Genomic DNA, 12,255 nt, shown 5'->3' with positions numbered 1-12,255 from the left:
GCGGTGACCGACGCGACGGGACCGACCCGGACGCAGCTGCTCGCGCGGTTCGCGACGACGACCCGCGACGAGGACATTCCCGAGTCGGTGCGCGACTACGGAAGGCTCGTCTTTCTCGACTCGCTCGTCTGTGGGCTGGCGGCGGTGCGGTTGCGGCGCAGCCGCATGGTCCAGCGGGTCGCCGCCCGCTTCGGCGGCCCGCCCGAGGCGACGGTGTTCGGGCTGGGGCAGCGGGTCGCGGCGATCAACGCCGCGCACGCCAACGCGGACATGATGAACGCGTTGGACGCGGACGACACCTTCTTCAACTCGGCGCACTTCGCGGTGTTCGGGGTCGCGGCCGGACTGGCCGAGGCCGAGCGGCTGCACGCCGACGGGGCGAGCCTGTTGCGCGCGAGCATCCTCGCCTTCGAGATCAACGCGCGGCTGAACCTGTCGACCTCGCTGATGGCCTTCTCCGACGGGCAGTTCCGCTGGTCGCCGCTGTCGTCGCACGGGTACGCCTCGATGGGCACCGCCGCGGCGTGCGCCGTCGTCGGCGGCTGGGAGCCGGAGCGCCTGACCCACGCGCTCGGCCTGGTCGCCTGGCTGGCCCCGCCGGCGAAGAACTCCTACATGGCCGAGCGGCGCTCGTTCAACGCGTTCAAGTACGGCCCGTACGGCGCGATCGCGCACGCCGGGATGCTCGGCGCGGCGCTCGCCGAGGAGGGCTACACCGGCGACTTGGACGTGCTGGACCGCACCCCGGGCTTCATCGAGGCGATGGGCTTCCTCGGCGGTGAGCGGCACGAGATGGTCGCCGGCCTGGGGTCGACGTGGTGGATCAGCGAGACGTCGCTCAAGCCGTACCCGACGTGCCGCTTCACCCACGCCGCGCTCGACGCGATCCGCGCGTTCCCGAGCATCCACGGGGTGCCGGTGTCGCAGATCGAGTCCATGGAGATCCGGCTGAGCCCGGCGGCCTACCGGACGTTGCAGTTCCGGGAACCGGCCCCACAGATCCCGGACACGCTCGTCGCGCCGCTGGACGGTGCCTTCAACATGCCGTACGCCGCGGCGCTGGCGTTGCTCGGGCACGCGCCGGGTCCGCAGTGGTACGACCCGCAGCGGCTGACGGACCCCGAGGTGTGGGACCTGGCGCGCCGGATCACGACGGCGCCCGACCCGGTGCTCGACGCCGAGTGGGAGGCCGACCTCAGGGAGCATCCGGGCGGTCAGATCCGCCGGACGCGCGGCGCGCTGACGATCCGGGCCGGCGGCCGGGAGTACGTCGTCGAGTCGGACTTCGCCCAGGGCGACCCGTGGGACTCCGCGACGCGGGCGGACTGGGACTTCGTGACCGGCAAGCTGGCCACGTTCTGCGACGGGATCCTCGACGCGGGCACGCAGGAGCAGCTCGTCGAGGTGGTCCGGGGCATCGAGGACGTCGCCGACGTCGCCGAGACGCTGTCACCGTTGCTGGCCCGGGCGCGATGAGCCGGGGAAAGCGGATCGGTGCGGAGACGAGGTCGTTCGCCTCGTACGGCCGGTCGTGGCTGATCGTCATCCGTGGGCCGCGCGGGATGGCGTTCGACCGGTTCCTGGTCCGCAGGACCGGGTTCTCGCTCGTGTCGTTGCAGTACGCGCTGGCGGGCCGGTTCCCGTACAACCCCACGCTGCTGCTGACGACGGTGGGCCGCCGGTCCGGGCAGCTGCGCGACGCGGCGTTGCCGTACGTGCCGCACGGGACGGACCTGGTGGTCGTCGGCTCCAAGGGCGGCGGCCCCAAGGACCCGGCCTGGGTGGTGAACGCGCGGCACCACGACCTCTGCTGGATCGTCCTGCGGCGCAGGACGATCGCGGTGCGGGCGCGGGTGACCGACGGGGAGCGCGACCCGGAGCTGTTCGCGCACGTCGTGGCGCAGAAGCCGAACGTGGGGCGCTACGCCGAACGGGCCGCGGGCTTCGGGCGGCAGATCCCGCTCGTCGTCCTGTCCGCCGTGTCGGGGGAGTCGCTCACCTGACGCCTCGTCTGTGAGCAGGATCCGCCATGGTGTCCGTCGCGGAGGATCCACACGTGGGACGCTGTCGAGCTGATGTCGTAGACGATTCACCGGCGTGGTGAGCGGCCGGACCGGCTCGGCGGCCACCACCGCCCCACGCGGCGCGGATCACCCGTTCCAGGCTGCATGACGAGGCACCACAACGAGGAGCTGCTTCCCGCGGCCCCGCTCAGCCGATCGCGAGGACGATCCGCCCGACGAAGTCGGAGGCCTCCAGCCGGTCGTGCGCGGCCGCGGCCCGCTCGAGCGGGTACGTGGCGGCGACCGCGGGGACGGCGGCGACGGCCGAGAGAGTGAGAGCCTCGCGCAGTTGGCGGGCCACCGCCTCGGGCCCGGGCCGGCCGATGCCGCGCAGCGTCCAGCCCTTGACCATGAGTCGACCCAGGTGCAGGTGGGCGTGGCTGTCGGCGGTGACGCCGCAGGTGACCAGTCGCCCGCCGGGGGCGAGGACCTTGAGCACGTCGGACCACAGGGTGCCGCCGACCGACTCGACTATGACGTCGGCCTCGCCGCCGGGCAGGGCGGCACGCAGGGACTCGACGACGTCGGGGCGGTAGTGGTCCACGACGTCGAGGGCGCCGAGAGCGCGTACGGCGTCGGCCTTCGCCGGGGCGCTGGTGCCGACGACGCGCGCGCCCAGGTGGTGGGCGTACTGGACGGCGAAGGTGCCGACGGCGCCCGCGGCGGCGACGACGAGGACCCGGTCACCGGGGCGCACCCCGGCGAGGTTGACGACCGCGTCGTAGGCGGTGCGTCCGGCGGTGGGCACCGCCGCGGCGTGGACGGCGTCGAGCGCGGCCGGCCGCGGGAAGCAGTGCGTGGCCGGGACGACGGCGAGTTCGGCGTGGGTGCCGGTGGTCAGCCCGACGACCGCGTCGCCGGGAGCGAGACCGGTGACGCCGGGACCGGTCCCCACCACGGTGCCGGCGACGTCCCGGCCGAGGATCGCCGGCCCGGCGACCGCCATCCCGTGGGTGCCGCGACGGATGTACGTGTCGACCCGGTCCAGGCTCGCCGCCTGGACCCGCACGAGCACCTGACCGGGGCCGGGCGTCGGGGCGTCGAGCTGGCCGAGCCGCAGGCTGTCGGGGGAGCCGGAGTCGACGACGTAGCTGGCGAGCACGGGGTTCCTCTCAGGGCAGGGCGAGGGCGGCGGAGGCGATGACGTGGTCGCCGAGGCTGTTGGTGCCGCGGACGTCGACGGTGACGTGCGTTCCCCCGGTGGCCCCGGGCGCCGGCTTCACGCCGGTGACGACACCGTCGAGGGTGAAGGTGTCGCCGGGGTGGTTCTGCGCGGCGAGGCGGGTGCGGAAGTCGACGACACGGGCCTCCGGCCCGGCCCAGTCGGTGAGGTAGCAGTTGACCAGCGCGCTCGAGCCGAGGATGTTCATGTAGACGTCGCGGGCGCCCCGCTCGAGGGCCGCGTCGCGGTCGAGGTGCACGTCGTTGAAGTCGAAGGTCGCGGTCGCCAGCGCCGCGATGGACAGCTGGGTGACGGGGATCGGCCAGGGGGCGAGGCGTTGCCCGGTGCGCACCTCGGCCCCGGTGCGGGTGCTCGTGCGGCGTTCAGGCCGCGGGGCGGTGAGGACCGGCAAGATATGGCCGTCGCGGGTGCGCCGGTGGGCCACGACGACCGGCATGCCGTCGTGCACGAGGTCGGGGCGCAGGTCCACGACGTCTGCGGTGAGGCGGGTCCCGTCGGTGAGCTCGGCGGTGCCGACGAGGTAGGGGCGCTCGTCGAGGGGGGCGGCGGCGTAGCCGGGTTGCAGGTGCGCGGTCAGGCTGCCGGTGGTGCCGGCGGGCGGCAGGTCGGTCGGGGCGGCACCGACCGGACGCACCGGCCGGGCCAGGCGGTCCCCGGGCGTCGCCGGGACCTCGGCCCGGGTCGCCGGGTTCCAGCGGAGCATCCGCAGGACGACGCGTCCGACCGGCTCGCCGTCGAGGGTGCGGTAGTCGCTGACGAGGTCGACGAAGTGGCCCCGGCCGAGGCGGGTGGACTTCTCCGGGGAGACCGCGCCGATGGAGGGGAACTGTTCGAGGTGGTCGCCGGGGCGCAGCGGGCGTACGTAGGTGTGCTCCGTCTGCACCGCGGCCACCGAGGTGAAGCCACGCTCGGCGAGGACCTCGTTGACCCGGTCGAGGCTCTCGGCGTGGCGGTGGCTGCGCCGGTTGCCCGGCAGGGTCCACATGTTCAGCGAGGTCGCCGGGGCCACGATGCCGCCCCAGGCGGAGCGGGCGGCCCACTGCGGGTCCTGGTAGGCGGGGTTCTCGTCGCCGACGGCGTCGCACCAGATGCGGATTGCCGCCTCGGTGACCGCGTCCTTGGCCCGGCGCGGCGGGTCGGTGAGGCCGATCAGGGCGTCGAGCCGGGCGCGGAAGTCCGCGTCGCTGGCGGTCATGGGGGCTCCTTCGCGGGCACTTACGTCAACCAAGCGCTTGCTTGACGGTAGTGCTGGTGCGGCCCTAGGGTCAAGCGTCAGCGGCCGAGCGCGGCGGCGACGCCGGCCCGATCGCGCTCCACCAGCGCCCACCCGTGGAGAGGGCCGAGATGATCCCGAGCACCCCGGAAACCGCCACCCGCGCCTTCTTCTCGTTCCCGAAGGTGACCGACCCCGCGCGCCATCGCGACTACAACGCGTGGCACCAGCTCGACCACCGCCCCGAGAACCTCGCCCTGCCCGGCGTCGTCCACGGCGACCGCTGGGTGCGTACCCCCGCGTGCGAGCGGCTCGGCAGCTACCCCGACCCCGCCCTCGCCGGCAGCCAGTACCTGGCGATGTACTGGTTCGCCGAGCCGGCCGCGGACTCGATCGGCGAGTGGAAGGACCTCGGCGACCGGGCGATCCACCAGGGCCGGCGTCCGGAGCTGGCCTGGACCGAACGGCCGATGACCCGGATGTTCCGTCCCGTCCGGGGCTACGTGGCGCCCCGGGCCCTCGTCACCCTCGCCGCGCTGCCCTTCCGACCCCACCGCGGGGTGTACGTCGAGGTGAGCCGGGTCGAGACCTCCCCGCACCCCGACGTGGCCGACCTGTCCCGGTTCGAGCACGAGACCCAGGTGCCCGACCTGCTCGCGCGCGACGGTGTCGCGGGCGTGTGGACCTTCCGCAGCGCCCCGAGCCGCAGCAACCCAGACGGACCGGTCACGCGGATCCGCCTCACCTACCTCGAGGCCGGCCCGGTCGAGTTCGCACGGGACCTGGCCGCGGATCCGCTGCCGGCCCCGCCCGCAACGCTCGCCAGCACGGCCACCCCGCTGCTCACCGGGCCCCTGGCCACCATCACCCCCTGGGAGTGGGACTGGTTCGACGAGCCCGCCGCGACGGAGCGCGGGGCGGGGTCATGAGCGCGGCTCCCGGCGTGACCGGCCTGCGCGAGCGCTACGGGCCCTGGGCCCTGGTCGTCGGCGGCTCCGAGGGGGTCGGCGCCGCGTTCGCCGAGCAGCTGGCCCGGGCCGGCCTCGGCGTCGTGCTCGTCGCCCGCAAGCCTGAGGCCCTCGAGGAGGTCGCCGACCGGGTGCGGGCCCACGGGGCCCCGTGCCGCGTGCTCGCACTGGACCTGCTCGACGCGGACGCGACCGCCCGGATCGTCGAGGCCGTCGCCGACCTCGACCTCGGCCTGCTCGTCCTCAACGCCGGCGCGAACACCTACCGCAGCCGCTTCGTCGAGGCGGACCTCGCCCGCGTCCAGGCCGTCATCGATCTCAACGTCACCCGCCCGCTCGAACTCTGCCGGGAGCTCGGTGCCCGGCTCGCCGCCCGCGGCCGTGGCGGCATTCTCGTCGTCGGCTCCTCGGCCGGCTACCTCGGCCACGCCGACATCGGCGTCTACGCCGCGGCCAAGGCCTTCGCCCGGATCTTCACCGAGGGCCTGTGGCTCGAACTCGGGCAGGTCGGCGTCGACGTGCTGCACCTCGTGCTCGGGCTCACGGCCACCCCGGCCATGCAGCGGGCCGGCCTCGACCTGACCAAAGCGGCCGACCCGGCCGACGTCGCCGCCCAGGGGCTGGCAGCCCTGGGTGCCGGCCCGGTACACGTCGTGCGCCAGCAGGCCGAGGTCGCCGCGCGGCGCTCCGGCCTGGACCGGGCCGCCCTCGTCGCCGGCAACCACGGCGGGATGCGCGCGATGCTCGGCGGGTCGCGCCCCGGCCCGAGCTGACGGCACTGTCCGGTGGCTAGGTACCCGGGCCGTCGGGCGGCCACGGGCGGCTGGCCGGGTCGGACCCGTCGCGGGCTCCCCGCAGCGAGGCCTCGGGGAGCGGCCACTGTCCGGCGAGGTCGTCGACCCGCTGCCACTCCGAGACGGTGAGACGTTCCCGTACCCGCCACTCACCCGCGCGCCGGGTGACGAGGTCGACGTAGCGGAACCCGCTGACGATGTTGCCGTGCGGCGGCTCCGACGCGCTGCGCTGGAACGCGATGCCGTACGTCTCGGCCCGGGCCCGGTCCGGGTCGGTCGGGTCGAGCTCGACCAGGACGTTCGTCAGGTAGTGCATCGTCATGGTGCGCCGCGCCACGAGCGCGAAGACCACGTCCAGCGTCGTGTCCCGGTCGGCCACGGTGCCGCCGAGGGTGATCCGGGCGTCCGGGTGGAAGGCGCTCGCGGCGAGGTCCCGGTCCATCCGGTCGACCCCGCGCGCGTAGCGCAGCAGGGCCCGCTCGATGGCCCGCTCGGCGAGCAGCACCTCCAGCCCGACCGCGTCGGAGACCCTGGTCGCCGCGTCCCCTTCGCCACAGGGGTCCGAAATCGACGGGGACCGGGGCTGTTCAGACACCGAAGCCGCCGTCGACGTCGAGCTTCTGCCCGGTGACGAAGTCGGCCCGGTCGCTGGCCAGGAAGCAGGCGGCCTCGGCGATGTCGAGCGCGTCGCCGAACCGCCGCAGCGGGGTCGAGGACCGGGCGACGGCCAGGGCGCGTTCGTCGAGGTCTCCCGAGGCGATGAGCCGCTCCGCCATCCCGTCGGTGAGCATGCCCGGCCCGACGCAGTTGAACCGGATGCCGAAGCGGCCCTCCTCGTTGGCGAAGGCCCGCACGAGCGCCTCGACCGCCGCCTTCGGTGCGGCGGAGAGGCCGTCGCGGGTGGGGTAGCGCGCCGTCGCCGCGGTCGTGATCGCCACGACGTTGCCGCGGCTCTCCCGCAGGGCCGGCAGGCAGGCCGAGACCAGCGTGAAGAAGGCGGTCGTGTCGTTGGCCACCTGCGCGGCGAACTGCGCGGGGCGCACCGTCGACAGGTGCCGCATGGGCACGTGCGGCCCGGCCGCGTGCACGATCGTGTGCAGCGGACCGTGGCTTCCGGTGAGCTCGGTCACGAGCGCGGCGGTGGCCTCGGCGTCGGTGAGGTCGAGATGGTGCGCCGAGTGCGTGCCGGACGCGACGGGCGGCAGTTCGTCGAGCACCTGCCGGGCCGCCTCGGCGTTGCTGCGGTAGGTGATCGCCACCGCCGACCCCCGGCGGGCCAGCTCGAGGGCGACGACCCGGCCGATGCCGCCGCTGCCGCCGGTGACGAGCGCGACACCGGTGCGGTGGGCGAAGTCGGCGGGCACGGGCAGCGCCGCCGCGGGCGTGGTCGGGGGGGACTGGTCGGTCACGGCGAACTCCTTCAAGGGGCGGTGGGTCGGCAGGGAGCAGGAGGGGCCGGGGCGGTCACGTCGCGGGCAGGGGGGCGGTGCCCCCGCGCCGCAACCACACGATCACCGTGATCGCCGTCGCGAGGCACGCGGCGGCGTACAGCAGGAAGGCGGTCGCGGAGCCGAACCACGTGCTCAGCCCGCCGAGCAGGAGGGCACCGAACGGCATCCCGCCCCAGCCGAGGAAGTAGAGGCTCATTGCCCGGCCGCGCTGCGCGTCGTCGACGACCCGCTGGACGACCGTCTGCAGGATCACCATGGCGCCGATGCTGAACGAGCCGCACAGCAGCGCGGCCCCCGCGAGCACGGGAACTGTCGTCGCCGCCCCGAGCAGCGCGGTGCTCACGGCGAGCAGGCCGAGGGTGACCGCGGCGTGCCACACGGTGGCGACGCGCCCGGAGAGCCGGGCCACGACGAGGACCCCGAGGAACGAGCCCAGCCCGGTCAGGGCCACGAGCATGGGGAAGACCGTCTCCGGATGGTCCGAGGTCGAGGTCGCCCGGACGGCGAGCTGGGTCGTGAAGGTGCACCCGAAGAAGGCGTTGACCCCTACGATGACCAGGCAGAGCGCGGCCGGGGGCCGCTCCCGGGCGTGCCGGATGCCGGCGCGGACCTGCGCGGCCAGGCCCTCGCGGACCACCGGGGTGACCGGCGGGACGCGACGGGTGCGCACCGCGACCGCGGCGGCGACCGCGGCGAGGCTGAGCGTCGCGTACATCACGAAGGTGCCCAGCGGTCCCCAGGCCACGAGGATCAGCCCGGCGACCGCGGGGCCGATCGAGCGGGCGAGGTTGAGCCCGGCGGCCTGGATCGGGACGGCGTTGCCGAGCGCCTCGGCCGGGACGGTGTTGGCCACGAGTGCCTGGGTCACCGGGGACAGGAAGCTGATCCCGGTGCCGGCGAGGAAGGCGAGCACGAGCAGCACGGGCAGGTCGACGACCCTGGCCGCGACCGTCGCCGCGCAGATCCCGGCCAGGGCGCTCGTCGCCAGGAGCACGCCGATCTGCAGTCGCCGCCGGTCGAAGGCGTCGGCCAGCACCCCGGCCGGGATGGAGAAGAGCGTGAACGGCACGAGCAGGCAGAAGAAGAGCGCGCCCATCGTCGCCGGGGTGCCGTCGACCTCGGTGAGCACCGACTGGAAGGCGATGTTGCAGCCCCAGTAGCCGGCCTGGGACAGCACCAGGGTCAGGAGTACGAAGCGGAAGTCTCGGAATCGCAGGGCCGAGAACATCGTCACGTGGTCCGCCGTCCTTCTGTCGTTTCGCGGACCCTACCAAGCGCTTGCTTGCATAGCTAGCGTCGGGTGTGGTTTTCTGGCCGCACCACGAGTGAAAGGGCGTGTCGTGAGCGGCTTCTGCGTAGGACGAACGGTGATCGTGACCGGTGCGGGACAGGGGCTGGGCCGGGTGCACGCCCTCGAGTACGCCCGGCAGGGCGCCGACGTCGTCGTCAACGACGTCGAGAGCAGCCGGGAGGCGGCCCAGGCCGTCGTCGACGAGATCCGCGCAGCGGGCGGTCGCGCGGTCGTCAGCGCCGGCGACGTCAGCGACTGGGCCTACGGTGAGCGCCTCGTGCGCGAGACCGTCGAGACCTTCGGCGGGCTGCACACCCTCGTCAACAACGCCGGCATCAACCGCGACCGGATGCTGGTCAACATGAGCGAGCAGGAGTGGGACCTCGTCCTGCGGGTCGACCTCAAGGGCCACTTCGTCCCGATGCGCCACGCCGCCGCGTACTGGCGGGACGAGGCCAAGGCCGGCCGACAGGTCGCCGCGCGCGTCGTCAACACGTCCTCCGGCGCGGGGCTCATGGGCAGCGTCGGGCAGGGCAACTACGGCGCCGCCAAGGCCGGGATCGCCGCCCTGACCCGGATCGCGGCCGTCGAGTGGGCCCGCTACGGCATCGTCGTCAACGCGATCGCCCCCTCGGCCCGTACGCCGATGACCGAGGCCGTCTTCGCCGAGGCGATGGCCGCCCCCGAGACGGGCTTCGACGCGATGGACCCGGCCAACGTCTCCCCCCTCGTGGTCTGGCTCGGGTCCGACGCCGCGCAGGCCGTCACCGGAGCCGTCTTCGAGGTCGCCGGCGGCGAGGTCTCGCTCGCCGACGGCTGGCGCCACGGGCCAACCGCCACCAGGGGCGAGCGGTGGAAGCCGGAGGAACTCACCGACGCGATCGCCGACCTCATCGCCCGCGCCGAGCCGCCGACCCCCGTCTACGGCGCCTGACATGGGTACGGACGCGGCGCAGGCCACCGGCGCGCCGGTGAGCGACGAGCAGTTCCGGGCCGAGATCCGCGGCTGGCTCCACGAGGCCCTCAGCGGGCCGTTCGCCGGGGCCGTCGGCACCGGCGGCGAGGGACGCGAGCACGAGGCGCACGAGCTGCGCCGCGAGTGGGAGCGCCACCTGGGCCGGGCCGGCTGGATCGGCCTCGGCTGGCCCAGCGAGTACGGCGGTCGCCCCGCCACCCTGGCCCAGCAGGTCATCTACCACGAGGAGTACGCCCGCGCGGCCGCCCCCGGCCGGCTCGGGCACATGTCCGAGCAACTGCTCGGCCCGACCCTGCTCGCCTTCGGCACGCCGGAGCAGAAGGCGCGGTTCCTGCCCGGCATCACCAGCGGCGAGGACATCTGGTGCCAGGGCTACTCCGAGCCCGACGCCGGCTCGGACCTCGCCGGGGTGCGTACCCGCGCCGAGCGCCGGGGCGACAGCTACGTCATCACCGGGCAGAAGGTGTGGACCTCGCTCGCGCACCTGGCCGACTGGTGCTTCGTGCTGTGCCGCACCGACCCCGGCTCGACCCGGCACGCGGGCCTGTCCTACCTGCTCGTGCCGATGCACCAGCCCGGCATCACGGTGCGCCCGATCACCCAGCTGACCGGCACGAGCGAGTTCAACGAGGTCTTCTTCGACGGGGCCGTCGCCGCCGTCGAGCACCGCGTCGGCGCCGAGGGCGAGGGCTGGAAGGTCGCCATGGGCACGCTGGGCTTCGAGCGCGGCGTGTCCACCCTCGGCCAGCAGATCGGTTTCCGTCGGCGCCTCGACGCCGTCATCGCCCGGGCCCACGAGAACGGCGCCTGGCAGGAGCCGGCGCTGCGTGACCGCCTCGTCGAGGCGTACATCGGGCTCGAGGTGATGCGGCACTCGGCGGTGCGGCTGCTCGCGTCCGCCGGTGCGGGGCTGTCCGGCCTGGAGGCGTCGATCTCCAAGCTCCAGTGGGCCACGTGGAACCGTTCGCTCGGCGAGCTCGCGGTCGACGTCGAGGGGGCCGGGGCGCTGCTCACCGGGCCCGGGTACGAGCTGGACGACGCCCAGACCCACTTCCTCTTCAGCCGCGCCAACACGATCTACGGCGGCTCCAACGAGATCCAGCGCAACATCATCGCCGAGCGCCTGCTCGGTCTGCCCCGATGAGGTGAGGACGATGACCGAAGCGAGCGCCGACCCCCAGCCGGTGGCCGGGACGTGGCGTCCCGAGGCGGCCGAGGAGGTGGCCCAGATCCGCGCCTCCGTCGTCGAGGTGCTCGACGAGCAGGCCGACCTGCGCCGCACCCACGAGCTCATGGTCGGGGCGCAGGGCCACGACCCGCGGCTGCACGAGCTGCTCACGGCTGAGCTGGGCCTGCTCGGCCTCGTCGTGCCGGAGCACCTCGGCGGGCTCGGCCTCGACGTGTCCGCCGCGACCGCCGTCATCGAGGAGCTCGGGGCCCGGCTCGTGCCCGGCGCGCTCGCGACGAGCCTCACCGCGGTCCTCGCCGCCCGCGCCCTCGGCCCGAGCGCCGAGCCCCTGCTGGCGCGCGTCGTGGACGAGCAGCTGACCCTGGCCAGTGCCCTCGCCGAGGACGGCGCGGGCTGGGACCTCGAGCGGACCGCCACCCGGGCCACCGGCACCGGGGACGAGTGGGCGCTGACCGGGACCAAGACCCTCGTCGCCGGAGTCGAGGCCGCCCGCGTCGTCCTGGTCACCGCCCGGGACGCCGGCGGTGGGCTCGGCGTCTACGCCGTGGACCCGACCGACGCCGGGGTGGACGTGCGGACGCACATGACGCTCGACCAGACCCGGCGGCTGAGCACGGTGCACCTCCGCGAGGCCGCCGCCACCCGGGTCGACGCCCCCGGCGGCGAGGGCCCCCGGGTGCTGCTCGACCACGTGCGCGCCATGCTCGCGCTGGAGTCGGCCGCCGCCGCCCGCGCCTGCCTCGACCGCACCGTCGAGTACCTCAAGGTCCGCGAGCAGTTCGGCCGCCCGATCGGGTCGTTCCAGGCCCTCAAGCACCGCTGCGCAGACCTCGCCGTCGCGGTCGCCGGAGCGCGGGCCACGGCCGACCACCTCGTCACGACGCTGCGCACCGGGGCCGCCACCCGCTCGCACGACGCGGCACTGGCCAAGCTCGTGTGCACCGACACGCTGATGGCCGTCGCCGCCGAGGCGATCCAGCTGCACGGCGGCATCGGGTTCACCTTCGAGCACGACGCACACCTGTTCTTCAAGCGCGGCAAGTCGGCCCAGCTGCTGGCCGGCTCCCCGGCGACGGTCCGCGCCGAGGTGGCAGCGCTCGCCGGTCTCTGAGCCGGCAGGCGACAGC

Annotated in this window: 12 protein-coding genes; 7 read left to right on the top strand and 5 right to left on the bottom strand. The window is 74.4% G+C overall.

The window, feature by feature from the left end:
• Positions 1-3 precede the first annotated feature (3 nt).
• Positions 4-1,476, top strand: a complete 1,473-nt coding sequence (locus ABZ573_RS14435) for an MmgE/PrpD family protein (protein WP_358118439.1) — start codon at positions 4-6, stop codon at positions 1,474-1,476.
• Positions 1,473-2,003 carry a nitroreductase/quinone reductase family protein gene (locus ABZ573_RS14430; protein WP_151455101.1) on the top strand — a complete coding sequence of 177 codons (531 nt, stop codon included), beginning with the start codon at positions 1,473-1,475 and terminating at the stop codon, positions 2,001-2,003. The genes ABZ573_RS14435 and ABZ573_RS14430 overlap by 4 nt, the downstream gene beginning before the upstream one ends.
• Before the next feature lie 208 nt (positions 2,004-2,211).
• On the opposite strand, the gene ABZ573_RS14425 is transcribed toward ABZ573_RS14430, so the two are convergent.
• Together ABZ573_RS14425 and ABZ573_RS14420 are read right to left on the bottom strand one after the other, a co-directional pair.
• The gene (locus tag ABZ573_RS14425) at positions 2,212-3,165 is read right to left on the bottom strand and encodes a zinc-binding dehydrogenase (RefSeq protein WP_151455100.1); all 954 of its coding nucleotides are present in this window, start codon (positions 3,163-3,165) and stop codon (positions 2,212-2,214) included.
• A 10-nt stretch (positions 3,166-3,175) separates the two neighbouring features.
• Positions 3,176-4,441, bottom strand: a complete 1,266-nt coding sequence (locus ABZ573_RS14420) for a MaoC family dehydratase N-terminal domain-containing protein (protein ID WP_358118436.1) — start codon at positions 4,439-4,441, stop codon at positions 3,176-3,178.
• A 149-nt stretch (positions 4,442-4,590) separates the two neighbouring features.
• Between ABZ573_RS14420 and ABZ573_RS14415 the strand changes: the two genes are divergently transcribed.
• Together ABZ573_RS14415 and ABZ573_RS14410 are read left to right on the top strand one after the other, a co-directional pair.
• Positions 4,591-5,388, top strand: a complete 798-nt coding sequence (locus tag ABZ573_RS14415; protein WP_358118434.1) for a hypothetical protein — start codon at positions 4,591-4,593, stop codon at positions 5,386-5,388.
• Positions 5,385-6,200: an SDR family NAD(P)-dependent oxidoreductase gene (locus ABZ573_RS14410; protein ID WP_327028863.1), complete on the top strand. Its 816-nt coding sequence runs from the start codon at positions 5,385-5,387 to the stop codon at positions 6,198-6,200. The genes ABZ573_RS14415 and ABZ573_RS14410 overlap by 4 nt, the downstream gene beginning before the upstream one ends.
• Positions 6,201-6,216: 16 nt before the next feature.
• Here the strand turns inward: ABZ573_RS14410 and ABZ573_RS14405 are convergent, their stop codons facing one another.
• From ABZ573_RS14405 to ABZ573_RS14395, 3 genes are read right to left on the bottom strand one after another with little or no spacing between them, the layout of a single operon-like run.
• Complete coding sequence (locus ABZ573_RS14405) at positions 6,217-6,816, bottom strand: nuclear transport factor 2 family protein (protein WP_358118432.1); 600 nt, start codon at positions 6,814-6,816, stop codon at positions 6,217-6,219.
• Complete coding sequence (locus tag ABZ573_RS14400; protein ID WP_358118430.1) at positions 6,809-7,630, bottom strand: SDR family oxidoreductase; 822 nt, start codon at positions 7,628-7,630, stop codon at positions 6,809-6,811. The genes ABZ573_RS14405 and ABZ573_RS14400 overlap by 8 nt, the downstream gene beginning before the upstream one ends.
• A 55-nt stretch (positions 7,631-7,685) precedes the next feature.
• Positions 7,686-8,900 (bottom strand): MFS transporter, encoded by a 1,215-nt coding sequence (locus ABZ573_RS14395; RefSeq protein ID WP_358118663.1) that lies wholly within the window; start codon positions 8,898-8,900, stop codon positions 7,686-7,688.
• Positions 8,901-8,997: 97 nt separating this feature from the next.
• Here ABZ573_RS14395 and ABZ573_RS14390 point away from each other — a divergent pair, with 97 nt between their 5' ends.
• The 3 genes from ABZ573_RS14390 to ABZ573_RS14380 are packed head-to-tail and all read left to right on the top strand — an operon-like array spanning position 8,998 to position 12,239.
• The gene (locus tag ABZ573_RS14390; protein WP_358118428.1) at positions 8,998-9,897 is read left to right on the top strand and encodes an SDR family oxidoreductase; all 900 of its coding nucleotides are present in this window, start codon (positions 8,998-9,000) and stop codon (positions 9,895-9,897) included.
• Between the two features lie 37 nt (positions 9,898-9,934).
• Positions 9,935-11,083, top strand: coding sequence for an acyl-CoA dehydrogenase family protein (locus tag ABZ573_RS14385; protein WP_225852178.1), 1,149 nt, complete (start codon positions 9,935-9,937; stop codon positions 11,081-11,083).
• 10 nt (positions 11,084-11,093) lie between these two features.
• Positions 11,094-12,239, top strand: a complete 1,146-nt coding sequence (locus ABZ573_RS14380) for an acyl-CoA dehydrogenase family protein (RefSeq protein WP_358118426.1) — start codon at positions 11,094-11,096, stop codon at positions 12,237-12,239.
• Positions 12,240-12,255: the final 16 nt, after the last annotated feature.

Source organism: Micromonospora sp. NPDC007220 (assembly GCF_040634035.1).
Taxonomy (GTDB): Bacteria; Actinomycetota; Actinomycetes; order Mycobacteriales; family Micromonosporaceae; genus Micromonospora; species Micromonospora reichwaldensis.
This window is presented reverse-complemented; position numbering and strand designations above follow the sequence as displayed.